Source organism: Bradyrhizobium sp. 26S5 (genome assembly GCF_036923295.1).
Lineage (GTDB): Bacteria > Pseudomonadota > Alphaproteobacteria > Rhizobiales > Xanthobacteraceae > Bradyrhizobium > Bradyrhizobium septentrionale.
Genome location: NZ_CP145948.1, coordinates 7,066,699 through 7,088,499, shown reverse-complemented (window position 1 = coordinate 7,088,499; position 21,801 = coordinate 7,066,699). Strand labels below are relative to the sequence as shown.

General features: G+C 64.9%; 28 protein-coding genes and 1 riboswitch. Of the genes, 8 read left to right on the top strand and 20 right to left on the bottom strand.

Features of this window, described 5'->3' with window-relative positions:
• Nucleotides 1-99 precede the first annotated feature (99 nt).
• Nucleotides 100-1,434 (top strand): dihydroorotase, encoded by a 1,335-nt coding sequence (locus tag V5279_RS33485; RefSeq protein WP_338691355.1) that lies wholly within the window; start codon nt 100-102, stop codon nt 1,432-1,434.
• A gap of 12 nt (nt 1,435-1,446) precedes the next feature.
• On the opposite strand, the gene V5279_RS33480 is transcribed toward V5279_RS33485, so the two are convergent.
• From V5279_RS33480 to V5279_RS33460, 5 genes are all read right to left on the bottom strand, one after another.
• The gene (locus V5279_RS33480; protein WP_028332620.1) at nt 1,447-1,713 is read right to left on the bottom strand and encodes a hypothetical protein; all 267 of its coding nucleotides are present in this window, start codon (nt 1,711-1,713) and stop codon (nt 1,447-1,449) included.
• A 154-nt stretch (nt 1,714-1,867) separates the two neighbouring features.
• Nucleotides 1,868-2,524: an HAD family hydrolase gene (locus V5279_RS33475; RefSeq protein ID WP_338691354.1), complete on the bottom strand. Its 657-nt coding sequence runs from the start codon at nt 2,522-2,524 to the stop codon at nt 1,868-1,870.
• Nucleotides 2,514-2,891, bottom strand: coding sequence for a TIGR02301 family protein (locus V5279_RS33470; RefSeq protein WP_029078994.1), 378 nt, complete (start codon nt 2,889-2,891; stop codon nt 2,514-2,516). The genes V5279_RS33475 and V5279_RS33470 overlap by 11 nt, the downstream gene beginning before the upstream one ends.
• A gap of 100 nt (nt 2,892-2,991) precedes the next feature.
• Nucleotides 2,992-3,411 (bottom strand): NUDIX hydrolase, encoded by a 420-nt coding sequence (locus V5279_RS33465; protein WP_338701516.1) that lies wholly within the window; start codon nt 3,409-3,411, stop codon nt 2,992-2,994.
• A 41-nt stretch (nt 3,412-3,452) separates the two neighbouring features.
• A complete protein-coding gene (locus V5279_RS33460; protein WP_338691353.1) occupies nt 3,453-3,953 on the bottom strand; it encodes a hypothetical protein in 501 nt (166 codons plus the stop codon).
• A gap of 62 nt (nt 3,954-4,015) precedes the next feature.
• Here V5279_RS33460 and V5279_RS33455 point away from each other — a divergent pair, with 62 nt between their 5' ends.
• Nucleotides 4,016-4,774, top strand: coding sequence for an SOS response-associated peptidase (locus V5279_RS33455; protein WP_338691352.1), 759 nt, complete (start codon nt 4,016-4,018; stop codon nt 4,772-4,774).
• 360 nt (nt 4,775-5,134) lie between these two features.
• On the opposite strand, the gene V5279_RS33450 is transcribed toward V5279_RS33455, so the two are convergent.
• From V5279_RS33450 to V5279_RS33440, 3 genes are read right to left on the bottom strand one after another with little or no spacing between them, the layout of a single operon-like run.
• A complete protein-coding gene (locus V5279_RS33450) occupies nt 5,135-5,530 on the bottom strand; it encodes a RidA family protein (protein ID WP_029078990.1) in 396 nt (131 codons plus the stop codon).
• 5 nt (nt 5,531-5,535) lie between these two features.
• Nucleotides 5,536-6,015, bottom strand: a complete 480-nt coding sequence (locus tag V5279_RS33445; RefSeq protein WP_338691351.1) for a DUF6691 family protein — start codon at nt 6,013-6,015, stop codon at nt 5,536-5,538.
• A 2-nt stretch (nt 6,016-6,017) separates the two neighbouring features.
• Nucleotides 6,018-6,443, bottom strand: coding sequence for a YeeE/YedE family protein (locus tag V5279_RS33440; RefSeq protein ID WP_338691350.1), 426 nt, complete (start codon nt 6,441-6,443; stop codon nt 6,018-6,020).
• 210 nt (nt 6,444-6,653) lie between these two features.
• Here V5279_RS33440 and V5279_RS33435 point away from each other — a divergent pair, with 210 nt between their 5' ends.
• On the top strand, nt 6,654-7,088 hold the full coding sequence (locus tag V5279_RS33435; protein WP_166214787.1) for a hypothetical protein: 435 nt from the start codon (nt 6,654-6,656) through the stop codon (nt 7,086-7,088).
• Nucleotides 7,089-7,220: 132 nt separating this feature from the next.
• On the opposite strand, the gene V5279_RS33430 is transcribed toward V5279_RS33435, so the two are convergent.
• Complete coding sequence (locus V5279_RS33430) at nt 7,221-7,736, bottom strand: mismatch-specific DNA-glycosylase (RefSeq protein WP_338691349.1); 516 nt, start codon at nt 7,734-7,736, stop codon at nt 7,221-7,223.
• Between the two features lie 243 nt (nt 7,737-7,979).
• Nucleotides 7,980-8,378 (bottom strand): hypothetical protein, encoded by a 399-nt coding sequence (locus V5279_RS33425; protein WP_338691348.1) that lies wholly within the window; start codon nt 8,376-8,378, stop codon nt 7,980-7,982.
• A gap of 165 nt (nt 8,379-8,543) precedes the next feature.
• On the opposite strand from V5279_RS33425, the gene V5279_RS33420 reads away from it, so the two are divergent.
• Nucleotides 8,544-10,217: an NAD(P)/FAD-dependent oxidoreductase gene (locus tag V5279_RS33420; protein WP_338691347.1), complete on the top strand. Its 1,674-nt coding sequence runs from the start codon at nt 8,544-8,546 to the stop codon at nt 10,215-10,217.
• Between the two features lie 281 nt (nt 10,218-10,498).
• On the opposite strand, the gene V5279_RS33415 is transcribed toward V5279_RS33420, so the two are convergent.
• The 7 genes from V5279_RS33415 to V5279_RS33385 all read right to left on the bottom strand — a co-directional run bounded on the left by V5279_RS33415 (nt 10,499) and on the right by V5279_RS33385 (nt 16,988).
• On the bottom strand, nt 10,499-10,894 hold the full coding sequence (locus tag V5279_RS33415; protein ID WP_338691346.1) for a hypothetical protein: 396 nt from the start codon (nt 10,892-10,894) through the stop codon (nt 10,499-10,501).
• A gap of 392 nt (nt 10,895-11,286) precedes the next feature.
• Nucleotides 11,287-13,185, bottom strand: coding sequence for a phosphomethylpyrimidine synthase ThiC (gene thiC / locus V5279_RS33410; RefSeq protein WP_338691345.1), 1,899 nt, complete (start codon nt 13,183-13,185; stop codon nt 11,287-11,289).
• Nucleotides 13,186-13,351: 166 nt separating this feature from the next.
• Nucleotides 13,352-13,960, bottom strand: a complete 609-nt coding sequence (locus V5279_RS33405) for a thiamine phosphate synthase (protein ID WP_338691344.1) — start codon at nt 13,958-13,960, stop codon at nt 13,352-13,354.
• Nucleotides 13,947-14,729: a thiazole synthase gene (locus V5279_RS33400; protein ID WP_338691343.1), complete on the bottom strand. Its 783-nt coding sequence runs from the start codon at nt 14,727-14,729 to the stop codon at nt 13,947-13,949. Before V5279_RS33400 ends, V5279_RS33405 begins: the two co-directional genes overlap by 14 nt.
• A gap of 157 nt (nt 14,730-14,886) precedes the next feature.
• Nucleotides 14,887-15,084 carry a sulfur carrier protein ThiS gene (thiS, locus tag V5279_RS33395; RefSeq protein ID WP_057014951.1) on the bottom strand — a complete coding sequence of 66 codons (198 nt, stop codon included), beginning with the start codon at nt 15,082-15,084 and terminating at the stop codon, nt 14,887-14,889.
• A gap of 7 nt (nt 15,085-15,091) precedes the next feature.
• Nucleotides 15,092-16,105 (bottom strand): FAD-dependent oxidoreductase, encoded by a 1,014-nt coding sequence (locus V5279_RS33390; protein WP_338691342.1) that lies wholly within the window; start codon nt 16,103-16,105, stop codon nt 15,092-15,094.
• A riboswitch (TPP riboswitch) is annotated at nt 16,093-16,236 on the bottom strand. Its footprint overlaps the gene before it by 13 nt.
• A gap of 203 nt (nt 16,237-16,439) precedes the next feature.
• A complete protein-coding gene (locus V5279_RS33385) occupies nt 16,440-16,988 on the bottom strand; it encodes a lytic transglycosylase domain-containing protein (protein WP_338691341.1) in 549 nt (182 codons plus the stop codon).
• Nucleotides 16,989-17,351: 363 nt separating this feature from the next.
• Between V5279_RS33385 and V5279_RS33380 the strand changes: the two genes are divergently transcribed.
• Nucleotides 17,352-17,546, top strand: coding sequence for a hypothetical protein (locus V5279_RS33380; protein ID WP_166308342.1), 195 nt, complete (start codon nt 17,352-17,354; stop codon nt 17,544-17,546).
• A 29-nt stretch (nt 17,547-17,575) separates the two neighbouring features.
• Here the strand turns inward: V5279_RS33380 and V5279_RS33375 are convergent, their stop codons facing one another.
• Both V5279_RS33375 and V5279_RS33370 read right to left on the bottom strand, forming a co-directional pair.
• Nucleotides 17,576-18,937: an ATP-binding protein gene (locus V5279_RS33375; RefSeq protein ID WP_338691340.1), complete on the bottom strand. Its 1,362-nt coding sequence runs from the start codon at nt 18,935-18,937 to the stop codon at nt 17,576-17,578.
• A 2-nt stretch (nt 18,938-18,939) separates the two neighbouring features.
• Nucleotides 18,940-19,677 (bottom strand): response regulator, encoded by a 738-nt coding sequence (locus V5279_RS33370; protein WP_029078975.1) that lies wholly within the window; start codon nt 19,675-19,677, stop codon nt 18,940-18,942.
• 285 nt (nt 19,678-19,962) lie between these two features.
• Between V5279_RS33370 and V5279_RS33365 the strand changes: the two genes are divergently transcribed.
• Nucleotides 19,963-20,364: a PRC-barrel domain-containing protein gene (locus V5279_RS33365; protein WP_166304476.1), complete on the top strand. Its 402-nt coding sequence runs from the start codon at nt 19,963-19,965 to the stop codon at nt 20,362-20,364.
• An 85-nt stretch (nt 20,365-20,449) separates the two neighbouring features.
• On the opposite strand, the gene V5279_RS33360 is transcribed toward V5279_RS33365, so the two are convergent.
• A complete protein-coding gene (locus tag V5279_RS33360; RefSeq protein WP_338691339.1) occupies nt 20,450-20,713 on the bottom strand; it encodes a hypothetical protein in 264 nt (87 codons plus the stop codon).
• On the opposite strand from V5279_RS33360, the gene V5279_RS33355 reads away from it, so the two are divergent.
• Together V5279_RS33355 and V5279_RS33350 are read left to right on the top strand one after the other, a co-directional pair.
• A complete protein-coding gene (locus tag V5279_RS33355; RefSeq protein ID WP_338691338.1) occupies nt 20,694-21,218 on the top strand; it encodes a PRC-barrel domain-containing protein in 525 nt (174 codons plus the stop codon). The two genes, V5279_RS33360 and V5279_RS33355, sit on opposite strands and share 20 nt — an antisense overlap.
• Before the next feature lie 337 nt (nt 21,219-21,555).
• Complete coding sequence (locus tag V5279_RS33350; RefSeq protein ID WP_166304485.1) at nt 21,556-21,762, top strand: hypothetical protein; 207 nt, start codon at nt 21,556-21,558, stop codon at nt 21,760-21,762.
• Nucleotides 21,763-21,801: the final 39 nt, after the last annotated feature.

The window sequence follows — 21,801 nt, the reverse complement described above, 5'->3', positions numbered from 1 at the left end:
TGGGAAACGCGCAGGCCGCGGATATCCCCTGCCAAGCTAAGGCGCTAGAGTGCGCCGAACAAGGCCCGCGCGACAACGGAAAGCGGGCGCCGAGGACCGATGAATCAGCATTTTGACACCATTCTAAAATCCGGCACCGTGGTCAATCAGGACGGCGAGGGCGTGCGCGATATCGGTATCGCGGGCGGCCGCATCGCCGCGATCGGCTCGCTCGGCCAGGCTTCGGCCGGCGAGGTGATCGACTGCAAGGGCCTGCACATCCTGCCCGGCGTGATGGACACCCAGGTGCATTTCCGCGAGCCGGGGCTGACGCAGAAGGAAGACCTCGAGACCGGCTCGCGCAGCGCCGTGATGGGCGGGGTCACCGCTGTGTTCGAGATGCCGAACACCAACCCGCTGACCGTCACCGCAGAGGCGTTCACCGACAAGATCAAGCGCGGCCACCATCGCATGCATTGCGATTTCGCGTTCTTCATCGGCGGCACCCGCGAAAACGTGCAGGACCTGCCGGAGCTCGAGCGGGCGCCGGGCTGCGCCGGCGTCAAGGTGTTCATCGGCTCCTCCACCGGCGCGCTCTTGGTCGAGGACGACGAGAGCCTGCGGCGGATCTTTCAGGTGATCCGGCGCCGCGCCGCGTTCCATGCCGAGGACGAATACCGCCTCAATGAGCGCAAGCCGCTGCGCATCGAGGGCGATCCGCGCTCGCATCCGGTGTGGCGCGACGAGACCGCAGCGCTGATGGCGACAGAGCGTCTGGTCAATCTCGCCCGCGAGACCGGCAAGCGCATCCACGTGCTGCACATCTCGACCAAGGAAGAGATCCTGTATCTGCGCGACCACAAGGATGTCGCCTCCTGCGAGGCGACGCCGCATCACCTCACCATGGCCGCGCCCGAATGCTATGAGCGGCTCGGCACGCTGGCGCAGATGAACCCGCCGGTGCGCTCGGCCGATCACCGCGCCGGCATCTGGTACGGCATCGAGCAGGGCATCATCGACGTGCTCGGCTCCGACCACGCGCCGCATACGCTGGAGGAGAAGGCCAAGACCTATCCGGCCTCGCCGTCAGGCATGACCGGCGTGCAGACGCTGGTGCCGTTGATGCTCGATCACGTCAATGCCGGGCGGCTGTCGCTGGCGCGGTTCGTCGATCTCACCAGCGCGGGGCCGGCGCGGCTGTTCAACATCGCCTGCAAGGGCCGCATCGCGGCGGGCTATGACGCCGACTTCACCGTGGTCGACCTCAAGCGCAGCGAGACCATCACCAACAAATGGGTCGCCTCGCGCGCGGGCTGGACGCCCTATGATGGCGTGCGGGTGCAGGGCTGGCCGGTCGGCACTTTCGTGCGCGGCAGGCGGGTGATGTGGCAGGGCGAACTGACGACGCCGTCGCTCGGCGAGCCGGTCCGGTTCCTCGAGACGCTGAAGCCGTAACGACTGGTGCGATTACTGCCGGGCGAGCGCCAGCGAGAACTCGCCGTTGCGCACGCGCGCGGCGAGGCCCTCGGCGAATTTCGCCACCGCATCCTCGCCATAGGTGCCGACGAGCTCCGCCAGCGCCGCAAACAGGCTCGCCTGCGCGAGGCAGTCGCCGTCGACGCCGTCGTGACGCGCTTCCGCCCAGGCCTCGTTCAGGTAGCCCAGCGCGGCTTGCTTCTGCTCGTGATCGGGACGCGGGTCTTGGTGATGGGGAAAGGACGCTGGATGGCGCATGGAACTCATCAAAATGAATGCGCGCGGTCCGGACGCGAACCACTGCGACGCGCGAGATGTATCACGCATGCGGGTACCGCCTAGCCCACATCTTTCGAAAAGGTTAACGCGCGCTTCGGCATTTAAAGGGGAATTCCGGATGGTGCGGCCGCCGTCAGCCAAATGAGCTGTGGATATGGTCCCCTACCGCGCGCGGCGAGGCGCACAGCTGGCTGGCGCCGGCCTCGAGCAGCTCCTCGGGCGTGCCGTAGCCATAGGTCACGCCGACCGCACGGATGCCGTTCCTGATAGCTCCGATCACGTCGTGGCTGCGGTCGCCGATCATCACGGCCTTCTCCGGATCGGCCCCGGTTTGCTCCAGCGCATAGGCGAGCAGGTCGACCTTGTTGACACGGGTTCCGTCGAGTTCGGAACCGAACACGTGGTCGAAATACCCGTTCAGGCCGAAATGCGCGACGATCCGCGTCGCGAACACATGCGGCTTCGAGGTCGCAACGTACATGCGGCCCGGCCGCTCGCGAAGCTCCGCCAGCACCTCGGCGATGTCAGGATAGACGCTGTTCTCGAACAGCCCGACATCGCCGAATCGCTCGCGGTAGAACTCCACTGCGCGATCGGCGAGCTCCTCGCCGCCGAGCAGCAGCGCAAAGCTCGCCCGCAACGGCGGCCCGATGCACCAGGTCAACTCGTCCTGCGAGGGAACCGGCCGGCCGAGCTTTCCCAGCGCATACTGGATCGAGCCGGTGATGCCGGGCTTCGGGTCGGTCAGGGTGCCGTCGAGGTCGAAGAAGATCGCGCGGTCAGTTGGCATAGCGGGCCGTCAGGTCGCGCGAGATTTTCGAGCCTTCCTCGATGTAGCGGCGGATCGCCACGGTGGCTGCGGGGGTGCAGGACCGGTAGGTCTGCTGGAAGCCGTTATAGCCGCGGTTGAAGCCCGCGATCATGCGGGCGCGGCGGTCGCCGGAGGGGGTTTCGGCGTCGATCAGCGCCTGCATCTCGTTGCGCCATTTGGCGCCCTCGTTGGAGCCGCAGATGCCGCGCAGATAGTGCAGGGCGCCGAGGATCTCGGCCAGCCGCTGCAGGTCGCCGTCGAACGGCGCAGCCGCGTCCTGCGCCCGGGCGGGCGAGGCAAGGCATGCCGACATCAGGATCACAACGGCGAGAAAGGCTCTGATCATCAGGGGTTCCGGAATGGCGGTGGTATGCCCCCTCAATGCGCCCGAGGCAAGGCGGCAAAGGGCTGGCAATACCGCCTCCAATACCGCCCCAAAACAGGCCTCAAACCAGCCGCCGGGCGGCCGCGATGACCTCGTGGAGGCCGCCGGTGACCTTGAGGTCGCCGATCGCCTCCGGCGCCAGCCATTTGAAGTCGTTGTGCTCGTCGTTCAGGACAGGCTCGCGGGACGCCCAGCGCGCCGCAAATGTCATGATCAGATAATGCCCGGTGCCAGGGCCGGTCGGCAGCACCTCGCGCCAGCCGGCCATGCCCAGGATCTCGACCCGCAAGCCGGTCTCCTCGTCGATCTCCCGGTGCAGGGCGCTGTGCAAGGACTCGCCGAACTCGACCCGGCCGCCCGGCAGCGAATAGAAGCCTTTTCCGGGCGAGCGGGCGCGGCGGACCAGCAGCACCTTGCCGTCGCGAAAAATCACGCCGGAGACGGCGAGCTGCGGGCGGATCGGAGGTTCGGGAGAGGTCAAGGCAATCAACAATCAGCTTCAAGCACTATATGCCCGATAAATCAGGCGCCCGCCATGATGCTGTCGACATCGGCCTCCGCGGCGCCGTTGATGATGCCGGCGGTCAGCATCACCAGCGGCTTGACCCAGACGATCGCCTGCTCGGCGAGCGCGACCCGGCTCTTGTCCTGATGCAACTGCCGCATCGCGGAGCCGACCTCGGTCAGGATCTTCGTCATGCTGTCGGTGAGCTGGTCGAATTCGGCCCGGATCCTGGCGTCAGCGGTCTCGTAGGACTCGATCGCGAGGTCACGCGCCTTGAAATTGGAGGCGGTGAAATGCTCAGCATAGGACAGTGGCTGCCATTCCAGGAAATCGCTGGCGCATTCCGGCAGGTCCGGAACCATCTCGAGCAGCATGATGGCTTCGTTGAAGTGATTGAGGTAGTCGGTGGCAAGCCCGGTCCGGGGATTGATGTTGGCGGCGCGCAACAGCGTCGCCCGCGCCTCGTCGGGGTACGTCGGTCGCGGGGAAGAGCCCGCTATGGCGGCCGTTGAGGTCATTGATCGCAGTCTTTAACGTTCCAAGTTAAGGCAGAATAAACGGATACCACTCTGGACGGGAAATGTGCGGACGCTTTGTCATAACCTCGCCGCCGGCGGCCTTGCGCGAGATGTTCGGCTATATCGAGCAGCCGAATTTTCCGCCACGGTATAATGTTGCGCCGACCCAGCCGATCCCGGTGGTGCTGCTGCAGAATGGCGGCCGGCATTTTCAATTGATGCGCTGGGGCCTGATCCCGTCCTGGGTCAAGGACCCCCGAACGTTCTCGCTGCTGATCAACGCCCGCTCCGAGACGGTGCGGGAGAAGCCGGCCTTCAAGAACGCGATCAAGCGGCGCCGCGCGCTGATCCCGGCCGACGGCTATTACGAATGGCAGGATGCCGGCGGCCGCAAGCGGCCGTTCTTCATTCATCGCCGCGACGGGCACCCGCTCGCCTTCGCCGCGCTCGCCGAGAGCTGGATGGGGCCGAACGGCGAGGAGCAGGACACGGTGGCGATCGTCACCGCGCCCGCAAGCCCCGACCTCGCGCAACTGCATCACCGCGTGCCCGTCACGATCCGGCCCGAGCAATTCGCGCGCTGGCTCGATTGCCTGCCCAACGATGTCGACGACGTGATGCCGATGCTGAGGGGACCCGATGTCGGCGAGTTCGCCTGGCACCAGGTCACGATGCGGGTGAACAGCGTCGCCAATGACGACACGCAATTGCTGCTGCCGATGAGTGCGGAAGAGATCGCCGCTGAGGACGCACCGGCGAAGAAGTCCGCGCCGCGCAAGACGACTGTGCGGGAGGATGACGGGCAGGGGTCGTTGTTTTAGCGATCGGTTGGAAAAGCGTGGAGCGTGGCGCGAATACAGGTACAGATTTCTCCACATCGTCGTCCTGGCGAAAGCAAGGACCCATAACCACCGCAGTTGATCGTGGACGGGATTGTGGCCCCAGCGTCGCGCAACAATTGTGATCTGGGGTAATGGTTCCTGGCTCCCGTGCGCAATTGCGCACTAGGCCAGGACGACGATGAAGATGGTCCTCGATTCAACCTGCCAAACAGCTTGATCGGTGTCATCACCCGCGCATGCGGGTGATCCAGTATTCCAGAGACGCCAGTGTTTGAGCCGAGCGGCCGCGGCGCGCCCTCAGGTGCGCAATTGCGCACCGGGGAATGACGAAGGGAGCCTTCACCCCTTCACCGACGCCACGCCCTCGATCTCGATCAGCATCTTCGGATTCGGCAGCGCCACCACGACGCAGGTGGTGCGGGCGGGGTAGGGCGCGGGACCGAACGCGCCGGCATACAGGACGTTCATGGTGGCGACGTCGGAGGCGCGGGTCAGCAGCACGTTGACCTTGACGAGATCGCGCATCGTTGCGCCCGCCTCGTTCAGCACACGTTTGAAATTGGTAACGACATTGGCGAACTGCGCCTCGAAACCGTCAGGCAGCTCGCGGTTGGCGTCGAAGCCGGGAATGCCGGAGATGAACAGCAAATCGCCGACGCGGGCGCCGAACGAGAGCGGCGGCGCCTGGACGCCGGGCGGAGGAGGGAAGTGCTTGATCGCTGTCGTTTCTGTCATTGGGATCACCCGTCTGCGCGAGATGGAAGGGAAGCGGTGTCAATGGTGTGCGGCGCCACCGCATCGCGGCGCCAGAGATTCTTGCCGAACAGATTCTGGCCGATCATGCCTGCGAGCATCGCGACGACGAAGACCACGATCGGCAGCGACAGGCCGGCGAGGTTGACCAGCGCCGGTCCGGGGCAGATGCCGGCGAGGCCCCAGCCGATGCCGAACAGCACCGCGCCGGCGACCAGCGGCGCATCGATGTCGTTGCGGTCGGGCCAGAGGAAGCGCGCCGAGAAGGCGGGCGCGGTGCGCTGCCGCGCGATCGCAAAGCCTGTCGCCGCGACCGCGACGGCGCCGGCCATCACGAAAGCGAGCGTCGCATCCCAGGCGCCAAACAAATCGAGGAAGCCGAGCACCTTCTGCGGATCGGTCATGCCCGAGATCAGCAGGCCTGCGCCGAAGATCAGGCCGCAGACGAAGCTGGCAAGAAGCGGCATCGCTAGCCTCCCAATCCATGTCTTGCGATCGCAACCGTCGCGATCGCCGCCAGCATGAAGACGATGGTGGCCGCAATCGAGCGGCCGGACAGCCGCGCGAAGCCGCAGACGCCGTGGCCCGAGGTGCAGCCATTGCCCATGCGGGTGCCGAACCCGACCAGCAATCCCGCGATCGTGATCACCGCGAGGCTCGCATTCATCGCCGGCCGCGGCAGCGGCGCGCCGAACAGCGCCGCGATCAGGGGCGCCGCGACCAGCCCCGCGATGAACGCGACGCGCCAGGAGCGGTCGGCGGTATCGGCCTGCAGCAGGCCGCCGACGATGCCGGTGACGCCTGCGATTCGTCCGGTCAGCAGCATCAGCACCGCCGCGGCGAGCCCGATCAGCGCGCCGCCGGCGAGGCCGGAAAAGGGGGTGAAATCGTGCATCGATGCTGATCCCTGTTGCGCGAACACCTCAGCGATCCGGCAAAGTGGCGGCTGCGGATGCGCCAACGGTCGCGCGACTGTGCACCCGATGATAGACTCCGCCAGATCAGGAACAAGCGCAATCCCGCGTGTTTGCCGGCATTTCAACGATGCCACCAGCCGGATTGCCGCAATTCGCTTCTCGCTCTCACTTCGTCCGGAGAACACCCCATGAGATTGTCATCCGCCATCCGCGCCGCGCTGTTCGCGCTGGCGCTGCTCACCGGCTCGTCCGCCGCCTTGGCCGACGAGGGCGCCGTGACGCTCGTGATCTTCAAGGGCGGCTGGATCTTCGGCGGCTCCGCCGGCAAGGGCGTTTTGACCTTCCACGGCCAGACCTACGGGCTCACCGCCGGCGGGCTGGACTACGGCCTCGTGTTCGGCGGCTCCCAGACCACCTTGCAGGGGCGGGTCCGCAATATCCGCCGCGCCCAGGACATCGCTGGCGTCTACGCCGCGGCCGGCATGGGCGTTGCCCTCGGCGCCGGCGTGCGCGGCATCCTCTTGACCAACCAGAACGGCGCGGTGCTCGAATTGAGCGGCAAGCAGGTCGGCCTGATGGCCAATGTCGACCTCAGCGGGCTTGCGATTACGTTGAAGGAGTAACGGGCGCGCGGGCTTCGTGGTCCGTAGGGTTGGTTAGCGAAGCGTAACCCACCGACCTTCACGAGCACATGGTGGGTTACGCCTTCCGCCTTCGCTCGTTGAGCTACGGCGGACGTGGTCGGCTAACCCACCCTACGGCCCTGCGATCCACTGCGCCAACTCGCGCCACGGCTGCAGCGTCCAATGTCCGGACGCCGCGCCGGACGGCGACGGCAACACGAACACATCCGGGAAACCATTCATGCGCGCCTGCCGCCCGAGCACGACCGCGCTGGTCGGCCTGCCGTAAAACAGGCTCGCCGCCTTCTTGCTGGTGAAGGCGATCGTCTTCGGCCGATGCCTCTTGATCTTCGCCCTGAAGCCTGCGACATCGGACGAGCCCCGCGCGATCTCATGATCCATCCCGGCGCCGGTCTTGGAGAGATCGGTGAAGCCGATGCCGAGTTCGAGCAGCGCCGCGAACTCATCCGGCCGATAGCGCCGTGGCGTGATGCCGGCCTCATGCAGCGCACGCCAGAACCGGTTGCCGGGATGCGCGTAGTAATGCCCGACCGCGGCCGAGCGCGTGCTGGCCGCCGTGCCGACGAAGACCAGGCGCAGATTGGCGCGGAGCTGGTCGGGGAGGCGGTGAAGGTTATTAGCGGGCATCTGACAAGAGACTGAACGGCGTATCCACGCGCTAGCGTATGATGGAATTAGGTTGAGTGGCAGTCGCACAGGCGGTGCGCTCCTTCTCCCGCTTGCGGGGGGCTGGGGGGCTCTCTCCACGAGTCACATCGTGGAGAGAGCCCCCACCCGTATCGCATCTTCGATGCGATCCGACCTCCCCCGCAAGCGGGAGAGGTGGAGCGTGTCTGCGGCCTGACCGGTTCAACCTAACGTCATCGTTGTTTAGCGCGTCGGCTCCTTGATCTCGTCTTCAGTCGTGACCGCCTGCGCAGGCCCGGTCGCGCGCACCATCAGGAACGTTCCCGAGAACCTCGTGCCGCGGATGCTCCAGCGTCCGTCGATCTCCGTCGCGTCGGCATTGACCGAGCCTTCGTAGTGGACGGTGCCGTAGCCGTAGCCGGGCGGCTCGTAGCGTTTGACGAACGTCACCGCGCCGCCGGAGCGATGACCCGACAGCGAGGCATTGTGGGTGGCGAGCGGGCAGCCCGGCGTCAAGCAAGGCTCGGTCACGCTGCCGCCGAGCGAGCCACCGGCGTCGATCAGCGTCGCCAGGAACGTGACCATGCCGGAGCCCGGCTGAACATAGCTGCCGTCCCAGACGCCGGTGAGATTGTCGGTCATGGCGGTCCCGGTGAAGTGTGGGCGATCAATCGTCCGCATGATGTGGAGCGCCCAGCGCCTCAACGCAAGTTGCGCGTCGCTCTGCCGGGCGCGGGCGGTTGCCTGCGCTGGCAAAAGGGTCTGTAATCCGCCCCAACAGATCAAGAAGAATTTTGGGAGCAGGACATGACGGGAGAGGCAAAAACCCATTACGAGGTGATTGTCGTCGGCGCCGGCGTCGCCGGGATCTACCAGATCAAGCGGCTCGCCGATCTCGGCATCGACGCCACCGTGCTCGAAGGCGCGCCCGATCTCGGCGGCACCTGGTACTGGAACCGCTATCCGGGCTGTCGTTTCGATTCCGAGAGCTACACCTACGGCTTCTCGTTTTCGCGCGAGCTGCTCGACGAGTGGCACTGGAAGGAGCGCTTCTCCGGGCAATCAGAGAATCTGCGCTACCTCAATTACGTCGCCGACAAGTTCGACCTGCGCAGGCACATGCAGTTCAACTGCAAGGTCGAGGCCATGCAGTTCGACGAGACGCGCGATCTCTGGCAGCTCAGGCTCGGTGATGGCCGCCAGTTGACCTGCCGCTTCGTCGTGCTCGCGATCGGGCTGCTCTCGGCGCCGACCATGCCGCGCGTGCCTGGCATCGAGGACTTCAAGGGCCGCTCGTTCCACACCTATTACTGGCCGCACGAGCTGGTCGACCTTGCGGGAAAGAAGGTCGCGGTGATCGGCACCGGCGCGACGGGCATTCAAGTGATCGGCGAGATCGCCGACAAGGTAGGCCAACTCACCGTGTTCCAGCGCCGGCCGAACTGGAGCGCGCCGCTCAACAACTCCGCGATCTCAGTGGAGGAGATGGCCGACATCCGCGCGCGCTACGACGAGATCTTCGCCGCCTGCGCACTGACGCCCGGCAGTTTTGTGCACGGTCCCGACAAGCGCGGCTTCTACGAGGTGAGCCGCGAGGAACGGCTGGCACTGTGGGACAAGCTCTACGACGAGCCCGGCTTCGGCATCTGGCTGGCGAATTTTCGCGAGATTTTCATGGACGAGGCCGCCAATGCCGAACTGTCGGCGTATATCGCGGACCGTATCCGCGGCCGCGTCAACGATCCCAAGGTCGCCGAGAAGCTGATCCCCAGGGATCACGGTTTTGGCGTGCAGCGCCTGCCGCTGGAGACCAACTATTTCGAGGCCTACAACCGCGACAATGTGCAACTCGTCGATCTCGGCGAGACGCCGCTGGTGCGCGTCACCGAGACGGGGCTGCGCACCTCAGCGCGCGACTACGAATTCGACATCATCGTCTACGCCACCGGCTTCGATGCCATCACCGGCGCCTACGACCTGATCGACATCACCGGCATCGGCGGCGAGAAGCTCGCCGACAAATGGAAGCAGGCGCCGTCGACCTTCCTCGGCATGCTCGTGCACGGCTTCCCGAATTTGCTGATGCCGACCGGCCCGCAAAGCGCCTCCGCCTCGACCAATTTTCCACGCGGCATCGAGAATGGGGTGAACTGGTGCACCAACCTGCTGCAATACATGTGGGACCGCGGCCTGACCCGCGCCGACGCCACGCTCGAAGCGCAGGAGCGCTGGACCGCGCATGTGGCAAAAATGTACGAGATCCTGCTGATGCGCAAAGCCAAATCGTGGTTCACCGGCTACAACTCCAACGTCGCCGGCCACGAGGAGGGCACCGTCCGCTACTTCGTCTACAACGGCGGCACGCCGAAGTTTTTGGGGATCATCAATGGGGTGGCGGAGAAGGGGTATCGGGAGATTGAGTTTGGTTCTGGGGCGCGGGCTGGCGCGCAGGCGGCGGCTGTTGGCGCGTCGGCATCGTAGGGTGGGTTAGCGACTTGTCCGCCGTAGCTCGACGAGCGAAGGCGGAAGCGTAACCCACCATCTTCTCGCGGTCGTTATCGCGATCATTACGATGGCTCGCAAAGGTGCTGTCGCGGGCCACCGAACCGCTCTGATCGTCGTTCAACCTCGCCGCGCGGTCGAACCAGGAGGCGCGAAGCGACGATGGCAATCCGGTGCAGTAGACAGCTATCTACAGTGTCCGCATTTAGGACCTTCGATAGTCGATCATCCACGTCGCTCTCAGGCCGTCGCCACCGATATCACATCGAGCAGCGAACATACGGCGTCTCCATTGGCACCGGCTCCTTGGCGCTGAGTGTGATCTTATTCTCGCCAGAGAGTTTCACGTCGATTGCTACGTCTGAAATCGCGACGCCGTCCGAGCACGACGCAATCACTCGAACATTCTGCCCGTCATCGTGCAACGATTTGACAGTACATTTTTGAAACGTGCCGGTGATTTGCTTTCCCTGGACGATCAAGCTGCCCGCGTGGAGATCGGCATCTTTCTTGAACGCGAGCTTGTTGTTCTCCTTGGTGAATACCTTGTCGCAGGCCGAGGCGTCGATCGTCCAGGCTCCGTTCAAATCGGCAGCCTGTGTCGAGGCCGATTGCGCAACGAGAAGTACGAATAGTAGCGCATTGAAGGTTCTCATGAAAATCTCCAATTAAATGGTCATTAGGCTACTGGACCCTCGGTGAACCGGACGTGGAGGTCGCTAAATCGCTTATTTGAAGGGAGCATGATAACATCATCGACGCGGCACTTCATCGCTTTTGAGCATCATGGCATGCGATGAGACAACGGATTTTTCGTTGATCCAAGTCAATGGTTCTGCGCAGCACGTGGCGGCCTTGGGCCGGTTGCTGTCGTGACTGCCCCTGTACAATCCGCACACAGGCGATGGATTTATGAGTGCGCGCCGTTGAAGCGAAGAGGCCTGGCTCTCGCCCGGCCTCTTCGTTCTGGATGGATGCCTGGGTCATCTGGCGCGAAGACGCGCTTCGCGCTTCTGCCCCGGGCATGACGAGCGGAGAGGGCGAGCCCTCACAACACCCGATTGCTCTCCTTCACCTTGTCCGCATCGAGATACAGGCTCTCGCCCATCTCCTTGAACTTGGCGCTCATCTGCGCCATGCCGTCCTCTATGGTGCCTGACATCGACGCCCCGACGCCCGTCGGGTCGTTCAGCGTCGCCGCATAGTCGCGGACGTCCTGGGTGATCTTCATCGAGCAGAATTTTGGGCCGCACATCGAGCAGAAATGCGCGACCTTGTGGGCTTCCTTCGGCAGGGTCTCGTCGTGGAAGTTCTTTGCGGTCTCGGGGTCGAGGCCGAGGTTGAACTGGTCCTGCCAGCGGAAGTCGAAGCGGGCGCGCGACAGCGCGTCGTCGCGGAGCTGGGCGGCGGGGTGGCCCTTGGCGAGATCGGAGGCGTGGGCCGCGATCTTGTAGGTGATGACGCCGACCTTGACGTCGTTGCGATCGGGCAGACCGAGATGCTCCTTCGGCGTGACGTAGCAGAGCATCGCGCAGCCGAACCAGCCGATCATCGCCGCACCGATGCCCGAGGTGATGTGGTCATAGCCCGGCGCGATGTCGGTCGTCAGCGGGCCTAACGTATAGAAGGGCGCCTCGCCGCATTCCTTGAGCTGCTTGTCCATGTTGATCTTGATCTTGTGCATCGGCACGTGGCCGGGGCCCTCGATCATGACCTGGCAGCCCTTGTCCCACGCGATCTTGGTCAACTCGCCGAGCGTCTCGAGCTCCGCGAACTGCGCGCGGTCGTTGGCATCGGCGATCGAACCGGGGCGCAGGCCGTCGCCGAGCGAGAACGAGACGTCATACTTGCGCATGAGGTCGCAGATCTCGTCGAAATGGGTGTAGAGGAAGCTCTCCTTGTGATGCGCCAGGCACCACTTCGCCATGATCGAGCCGCCGCGCGACACGATGCCGGTGACGCGGTTGGCGGTGAGGTGGATGTAGGGCAGCCGCACGCCGGCGTGGATCGTGAAATAGTCGACGCCTTGTTCGCACTGCTCGATCAGGGTGTCCTTGTAGAGCTCCCAGGTCAGCTTGACGGGATCTCCGTCGCACTTCTCCAACGCCTGGTAGATCGGCACGGTGCCGATCGGCACCGGCGAGTTGCGCAAAATCCATTCGCGGGTGGTGTGGATGTTGCGGCCGGTCGAGAGGTCCATCACGGTGTCGGCGCCCCAGCGGATCGCCCACACCATCTTGTCGACCTCTTCCTCGACCGACGAGGTCACCGCCGAGTTGCCGATATTGGCGTTGATCTTGGTCAGGAAGTTGCGGCCGATGATCATCGGTTCGAGCTCGGCATGGTTGATGTTGGAGGGGATGATGGCGCGGCCGCGCGCGATCTCGCTGCGGACGAATTCCGGCGTGATGAAGGCCGGCACCGCGGCGCCAAAACTCTCGCCGTCGGCGAGCGCGGCCTCGGCGCGCTCGAGCTGTTGCTTGCGGCCGAGATTCTCGCGCTCGGCGACGTAGATCATCTCCTTGGTGATGATGCCGGCGCGGGCGAACTCGAGCTGCGTGATCTTGTGGCCGTCGAGCCCGCGCAGCGGCGTGTGATGCGCGGTGAAGGCTTTTGCAGCATGCGAGGCGCCGACGTTGCCGTTGTCCTCCGGCTTGATGGTGCGGCCTTCATATTCCTCGACGCCGCCGCGCTCCTTGACCCAGGCCAGCCGATTGCGCGGCAGGCCGCTGTTGACGTCGATCGTCACCGCCGGATCGGTATAGGGACCCGAGGTGTCATAGACCGGCAGGTTCGGCTCGCCGGCGCCTTCGGACAGGATGATCTCGCGCAGCGGCACGCGGAGGTCGGGCGCGGCCTCCGGCGTCGCAAAGATCTTGCGCGAGGAGGGCAGCGAGCCTGTGGTGACGGCGGGACGTGTGGTGTCGGGGTTGGAGCGGATGTTCATAGCGTATCCTCCGTTTAATTCGTGTGCGTAATGTTGTTCTCGTCACCCTGAGGTGCGCGCTCTTGCGCGCCTCGAAGGGTCGACGAGCCGGGCCGTCGCCCTTCGAGGGCCGCTGAAGAAGCGGCCACCTCAGGGTGACGGGATAAACAGTGTGCGGTAGGCAGCATCACGCGGCCTCCGCGCTGAGGCCGAGCCATTGTCTGACCCGCGCGTCGGGGTCGGCGTTCTGCGTGACGTCAGAGACGACGGCGATCGAGTCGGCGCCGGCGGCGAAGATCTCGGCCGCGTGCTCGAACTTGATGCCGCCGATCGCGACAAGCGGGATCGCGCCGATGCGCTTCTTCCACTCGGTGATCTTCGCAATACCCTGTGGTTCGAACCGCATCGACTTCAGCGTGGTGAAGAAGATCGGGCCGAGCGCGACGTAGTCGGGCTTGGCTGCGAGCGCGGTGGCGAGTTCAGCATCGTCATGGGTGGAGACGCCGAGCGTCAGCTTGGCTTTGCGGATTTCACCGAGGTCCGCGTCGGCGAGGTCTTCCTGGCCGAGATGCAGATGCTCGGCGCCGGCGACGATCGCCGCGCGCCAGTAGTCGTTGACGACGAGCTTCGTCGGCGTGCCCTTTGTGATCGCCAGCGCGTCGCTGACGATCTGCAGCGCCCCGGCATCGTCGAGCTCTTTCGCGCGCAGCTGGATGGTGCCGACGCCGAGCTTGGTCAGGCGTTCGACCCATTTGATGCTGTCGACGACGGGATAAAACGGATCAGGATACGGCATGCCAGAACGGGGTCCCAACGACAGGGGTGGAGGGGGAGGCGAAGTCGCGGGCTTCCATCAGCCCGGCCTCATAGGCGGTGCGGCCGGCCTCGACGCCGAGCCGGAAGGCGTTGGCCATCGCGACGGGATCGGCGGCTTTGGCCACGGCGGTGTTGAGCAGCACGGCGTCGTAGCCGAGCTCGAGCGCTTCGGCCGCATGCGACGGCGCGCCTAGGCCCGCGTCGACCACCAGCGTGATGTCGGGCAGGCGGTCGCGCAACAGCTTCAGCGCGTCGCGGTTGGTGATGCCTTTTGCACTTCCGATCGGCGCGGCCCACGGCATCACCACCTTGCAGCCGGCATCGACGAGGCGCGAGGCGACCGAAAGATCCTCGGTGCAATAGGGGAACACCTCGAACCCGTCCTTGATCAGGATCGCGGCGGCCTCGACCAGGCCGACCACGTCCGGCTGCAGCGTGTCGTTGTCGGCGATCACCTCGAGCTTGATCCAGGGCGTGCCGAACAATTCGCGCGCCAGCTTCGCGGTGGTCACCGCCTCCTTGACGCTGCGGCAGCCCGCGGTGTTCGGCAGCACGGTGACGCCGAGTTCGCGGATCAGCGACCAGAACGCATCGCCGGTCTTGCCGCCGGCGGCTTCGCGGCGGAGCGATACGGTGACGATGCTGGCGCCGGAGGCGCGGATCGCGCCCTGCATGATCGCGGGCGAGGGATACAGCGCCGTGCCGATCAGCAGGCGGGAGGGGAAGGATTTGCCATAGAAGTTCACCATGTCCGAGGTGTCTCCTCAAATGTGGTCGTCATCCCCGCGAAGGCGGTGATCCAGTATTCCAGAGGCCATGCCGTGAACCGAGAAGCCGCGGCGTACTGGATCGCCCGGTCAAGCCGGGCGATGACAGCGGAGTGAATGGCGCGATCGCGCATCATCATCACCCTCCCTGCCGCGGCGTGATGATCTCGATCTCGTCGCCGGCCTTGAGTGCAGTGTCGGCCCAGCGGCTCTTCGGCACCACGTCGTAATTCAGCGCGATCGCGAAATGGGTGCCCTCGTAGTCGAGCTCGGCCAGCAGCGCATCGACGCTGGAAGCCGCGATCTCCCGCTGCTCGCCATTTACAATCACACGCATTGGACGATCACGCGCATTGCATCACCTCATTGTCGATTTCGCCGCGCGCGAGATAGCTCAGCGTCAGCTCGGCCAGCGCCGGCGCCAGCAGGAAGCCGTGACGGTAGAGCCCGTTCACCGTGATGCGGTCCTGCTCGATCCTGATCTTCGGCAGATTGTCGGGAAATGCCGGGCGCAGGCCCGCGCCGAACTCGACGATGCGCGCCTCGGCGAAGGCCGGATGCACCACATAGGCGGCCCCTAACAGCTCCAGCGCCGAGCGCACGCTGACGCCATTGTCCTCGGCCTCGATCGAGGTCGCCCCCAGCATGAAGCGGCCGTCGCCGCGCGGGATCACATAGAGCGGCCAGCGCGGATGGATCAGCCGCACCGGGCGCGACAGCTCGACCTCGGAGGTCTCGATGATGATCATCTCGCCCTTGACGCCGCGCAGGCTCGGCTCGCGGTCGCGCGCGGCAAGGCCGCGGCAGTCGATCACGAGGCCGTCGAGATCTTGGACCTCGGCGTCGCTGCCGAACTTGATGGCGCCGCCGGCTTTGGCGATCGCGGCATGCAGTTGCGGCAATACGCGGCGCGGCTCGACATGGCCCTCGTCGGGATAGAACAGGCCGTCACGGAAACGGCCCTCGAGCGACGGCTCGAGCGCGCTCACCCCTTGAGCGTCGAGCCGGCAGTGATTGGTGGTGAGGCGGGCAAAGCGCTCGAAATCGGCGCGGTCGCGCGGATGCGCCACCACCAGCGAGCCGTTGAACGGAGTCTTGGGGAAATGCTGCCGCCACAAATCGAGCGCGCGGATGCCGAGCCGCGAGATGACGGGCTCGGACGCCTCCGCCTCGCACCATGGCGCGAGCATCCCGCCGGCCCAGTGGCTCGTGGATTCCGTCATCGCGGCGTCACTGCGCTCATGCAGGGTGACGGCACGCCCGGCCTCTGCGAGCAATAGCGCATGCCAAGCGCCGGCTATGCCTGCGCCGATGATGGAGACGGGGGAATCCCCCCGCGGTCTTGACGTCTGATACATCCCTGTCCCTTCGCCGGCATGACCCGGATCAGGTTCAAAGGGTCACCGCGGTCCCGAACTGATCGCCGTGATGGCGAAGTCCAAGCTTGCGGTATCTCAGCTCCTCCTTCGGAGCACCCCTCGGAACGCCCCTAATGTAGGCGGATGGGCGGGTGTGTCAACTTGTATGCCAAGGACCGGCGCACCGTGGCGCGCGCAAAGCTCTCGTGCCCCGGACGCAGCGCAGCGCGACAGCGGTGCGCTGCTGAGCCGGGGTCCACCATCCTGTCGAACATAGGTCCCGGCTCTGCGGAGCAACGCTGCGCGTTGCACCGCGTCCGGGACACGAAAGCACTTATTTTTCCGCCTGTTCCGCCGTCGCCTCGGCGGCATTCGGCGTCATCTGGTCCTGGCTGGCGTCCTGTTTGGCGAGTTCCTTCGGTGCTGCACCCGCGCTGCCATGCTTCGCCTGCTTGAGGTGATCCCCGCGCTGGCGCTTTGCGACATAGTAATAGCCGCCCGCGAAATAACGCACGGCTCGGTCGTGATCGCCATTGGCGGCGCGAAAGGCGCCGGCGAGGTATTTGACGCCGTATTTGAGGTTGGTTCCGGGGTCGCGCAGACCTTCTGCGGTACCGGTGTAGCCGAGGCCGCGCGCGGTGCCGAGCTTGATCTGCATCAGTCCGATGGTGCCGCCGCGCCCGATCAGCTGCGGATGGTATTTGCTCTCGCGCACGATGACGCGATGCACCAGCTCTTCCGGCACCAGGTTCGCCTGCGCCTCGGCCGCCACCATCGCCTCATATTGCGCGCGCGATTGTGCATGCGCGCTGGTGCTGCAGGCCAGCACCGCAATCGCGGCAAGGCAGCTGAGAAGGCAGCTAAGGGCTTGTACGGTCTTCATCTCGGTCGCTCGGGGCTTTCAGATGCGCGTCGGTTCTGCGGTCTGAATGGTACGGCGAGCGGGCAGGAATGTGGCAAAACCTTCGCATCAGCGAACGTTCTGCGTCGGTAATTGTTCGGGTGCCGGTCAAATGGACGACGCGATTGTGAAGACAGATGCTTCAAATTGTTCGCTTCAATCGTCTCAGCCAAAAATTGTCTTCGCTTCTAATTTTGTTGGCCGCTTTTTGCCGCACGCTATCCACAAAGGTTTTTCGTGCAAACGATTCGGTGAAGGTTTACACTTCATCTATAGCAGCGCGCGCTCAGTCAGCGCGTCTGTCCCTTCCAAAGCACGCAAAAAACAACATTCGGGAGATGCGCCATGGTCCGTCAGGACACCGGCTATATGCCTCGCGAAAATCCCTGCGCGCAATGCGGCAAGCCAATTGCCCGCCCCGATTGGGTGGAGCACAGCGAGGGGCGCACGTCATTCCTGTGGAATTGCCGCGCCTGCAATTACCGCTTCGAGGCGATCGCGATCTATGACGTAGCTCAGCTCACGCCACTCGCCGCCTAAAATCTTTGTTGTCGCTCAGATCAGCCTGATCAGGCCGCAGATTTCTGCGGCGGCTGCAACTGTTGCTGCTGACGCGCCGGCAATTCGATCCGGACCACGAGCCCGTGCGGCTTGCGATCGTGCAGCGACAGCGTGCCGCCATGCGCGAGCACGATGGCGTTGGCGATCGACAGGCCGAGGCCGAAGCCCTCGGCCTCGTCCATGTTGCGCGCCTGGTCGCCGCGCACGAACGGCTCCAGCACGGTCGCCTTGTGCGCGTCCGAAATGCCGGGGCCGTCGTCCTCGATGTCGACGACGAGACTGCTGGCCTTGACGTCGAGCCGGACGGCGACTTCGCCGCCGAAGCGTGCGGCATTTTCCACCAGATTGGTGATGCAGCGATGCAGGTCGGCGGGCCGTGCGGTCGCCATGGCGTGCTGCGGCCCCTCGTAACTCACCTTGTGCCCCATGTCGGCGAACTGGTCGGTGACGAGGTGCAGCGTGCTCGCGATGTCGACCAGCGTCATCTCCTCGAGCTTGCGGTCGTTGCGCAGGAACGACAGCACCGATTCCAGCATCGAGCGCATCTGGTCGAGGTCGCGCAGCATGCGGTGGCGATGGGTCTCGTCCTCGATGAACTCGGCGCGCAGCCGCATCCGCGTGATCGGCGTGCGCAGATCGTGGCTGATCGCGGCCAGCATCTTGGTGCGGTCGTCGATCAAGGCGGTGATGCGCTCGCGCATCCGGTTGAGCGCCTTGGCCAGCGAACGGATCTCCTCGGGGCCGCGCTCGGGCAGCGGCGCGGAGGCGCCGTTCAGGCTGAAGGTCTCGGCGGCCTTGACGAAGGACGACAGCGGCGCCGTCAGCGCCCATGCCGCCCACAGGCCGAGCAGGGTGACGCTGATGACGGCAAACAGCACCGTCATCATCCACGGGCCACCCCAGAACGGCCGCATATGCTGGTCCGGCATCAGGTTGGCGGCGAACATGGCGCCATCGGGCAGGCGGATCGCGACGCGGCGGATGTCGCCGTCATGCGGCGCATTGCCCGCCTCGCGCGGCAGCAGGAAGACGTGATAGCCGGCGCCGAGCCGGCGCAGCGCGTGCAGGCTCGGCGTGTCGGTCTCGGTGAGCGCGCCGGTATCGGTTGGCAGGTCGCCGATTGCGAGTTGCGGGAAGGCGCGGGCAACGTCGGCCACGAGCCGCGGCCGCTCCGATGCCGGGGCATGCCCGAGCAGTTGCGCGGCAGCGGCGAGCTGGGTGTGCCAGCGGTCCGAAGGCTCCGGCCGGTCAGGGCGATGGATCAGGAACGTGGCAGTAATGATCAGATGCAGCGCGACGATCGAGACGACAACCAGCGCCGCCATCTGGGCGCCGATCCCCCGCAGACTCAGCACGCGCAGCAGCTTCATGGTCAGTTGCTCGTGGCGGCAACCGCCTCCACCCTCGGAGTGAACACATAGCCGCCGGAGCGCACCGTCTTGATCATGGTGGCTTCCTGCGGATCGGGCTCGATCTTGCGGCGAATGCGGCTCACCAGCACGTCGATCGAACGCTCGAACGAACCGGCGCTGCGGCCCTGCGTCAGGTCGAGCAGGCTGTCGCGCGACAGCACGCGGCCGGGCCGCTCGCAGAAGGTGCGCAGCAGGTCGAATTCGGCGCTGGTCATGGCGACGCGCGCACCCTCCGGGTTGCGCAGCTCGCGCAGGCGGATGTCGATGCGCCAGCCGAGGAAGCTCAGCGTGGTCGCGCCCTCGATCGCGCTGGCGTTCCGCGCGGCGGCCTGCCGGCGCAGCACCGCGTTGATGCGCGCCAGCAACTCGCGCGGGTTGAACGGCTTGGCCAAATAGTCGTCGGCACCCATCTCGAGGCCGAGGATGCGGTCGACGTCCTCGCCGCGTGCGGTCAGCATGATGATCGGTGTCTGCGACTCCGCGCGCACCTTGCGGCACAGGCTGAGGCCGTCCTCGCCGGGCAGCATGACGTCGAGCACCAGGAGATCGACCCGGTGGTCGGTCATGGCCTTGGCCATTTCGCGGCCGTCGGAGGCGGTCGTGACATGGCAGGAATTGGTCCGGAGATATTTTGCGATGAGGGACCGCGTCTCGCGGTCGTCCTCGACGACTAGGATATTGGGCGCAGCCTGGGTCATACCGACTCTTTTGTCCGTGATTCGGGGGAAGCGGCTCAGGATTTTTGTTTCAGTATATTTCTGAAATCTTGCCCGGCTGATGGAGTTTACAGGTCGCCGGGGCGGAGAAAAGTTATCGTTCTGTCATCAAGCCAATGCGTTGAAATTCGGGCCGATCTGTTGCCGGCCGGAGCCCCGGGGTCCGTGATCGCCGCGGCCCGAAAGGGAAGGTTGGCTGTCATATCCGGGGCCGGAACCCGAACCCCCGGCGACGCGTTGTTTCTACTTTCAGGCCAGGAGGGTGAGATGGCTGTCGAGGTCAGGACCGAGACGGAGACCGACACCAGCATCAGACCGCATCAGCTCATTGCAAGCGATCGGGTCGAAGGTACCGCGGTGCGCCGGGCCAACGGGGACATGGTCGGCCACATCGAGCGGCTGATGATCGACAAGATCTCCGGCAAGGTGTCGTACGCGGTGCTGAGCTTCGGCGGTTTCCTCGGCATCGGAACCAATTTGCTTCCGCTGCCCTGGGGCCGGCTGCACTACAATCCGAAGTTCGAGGCCTACGAGCTCGACATCGAGGATGACGAGCTGAAGCGCGCACCGTCGTTCCGCGCCGACAGGGACTTCGACTGGGGCGACCGCTCGCAGGAAGTCGAGCTGCATCGCTTCTACGGCGTGCCGCCTTACTGGGGCGGCTTCTGAGCGCGCGGCACTTCGCGCAAACATTGCGGCGAGCGCCAGCCTGCGCAGCGCGGTTCGCCGGGACGACTTAGTGAGCCAAACATCGTCACATCAGGGACTGCGCGTCCGGCGCAGTCGTGAGGCTCAACCGCAGCTTACTTGAGAGATCAAGATCGCTCTCGTCAAGCACCGCAGCGTTCCATGCGCTTGACGTCCACACGCTCCGGTTTGCTGCATCGCTTCCACGGCGTTCCTCCGCAGTGGGGCGGCTTTTGATCGCAGGCCCGGTAGGAACGGTTGCCGAGATGATGGGTTTTCCCTGCATCGATTTTCGAAATGAGGAGAGCCACATGTTGATGAAATCCATCATCGCCGGCGTTGCCGGCACCGCGCTGCTCGCAACCGCAGCCTTTGCGCAGACGCCGACCGACAAGGGCGACAAGATGTCTCCGGCGGCATCGACGACATCGACCACGTCACCGGCCTCGTATCAGGGCAACTGGCGCGCCTCGAAGGTCGTCGGGCTCAGCGTGTACAACGACAAGAACGAGAGCGTCGGCTCGATCAATGATCTGCTGATGGACAAGGACGGTGCCATCAAGGTGGTCGTGATCGGCGTCGGCGGTTTCCTTGGCGTCGGCGAGCATCTGGTCGCCGTGCCGCTCGACAAGGTGAAGTTCGCAAGCGAGCCGATCGCCTATACCGGCGCCGCTGCGTCGAACACCGGCAGCACGACCAAGTCGACGACCACCACGGGCGCGGCACCTGCTGCCGCGACGGCGAAGCCGAATCCCCGGTATCCGGACCACGCGGTGTTCAATGCGACCAAGGATGAGCTGAAGGCGATGCCGGAGTTCAAATACGCGACCGAGTAACGCGCATCGCATGCTGTGAAAGCCAAACGCGCCCGGTGCTACCGGGCGCGTCTTGTTGTGCCTTGCACGAAAGTCGGCTCGTCTGCTGTCGCACGAGACGCCGCGGACTCATACTTGATGTTGCGGAAACCTCCGCCTGGTTCATACTGCCGCCAATCCCTTCCTCCAGAGCTATTTCCGTTCCGATGGAATCGGAACGGAGCTCTAGATTCTTGTTTTGACGCGTTTTCTTCACGCGAACCGGTATCCACTTCGCTCGAAAACGCTCTAGAGTGCCTCGACTTCACGATCCATTGGCCGAGGAAGAATATTCCGACGCCTGCAAGAGGTGACGACCATGGACGTCGACAAGGCCACCGCAGTGATTTCCGCAGCTGGTATTGAGCTGACCGATCGGCGCCGGAACGGCACGGATGATGGCTGGTCCCTCAGTTTCTCCAATGGCGCTGTCGTGGAGGTCAGGGACAATGGGGACGTCTCCGCTTCCGGCAAAGGGGCCGAGGCGGTAGCAGGCCTTCTCGGGTTGCCCAAAAAATCTGGCTGAGGCTGAGGCCACGACCGGGTGGCGGGCGCCGGGCTCGGT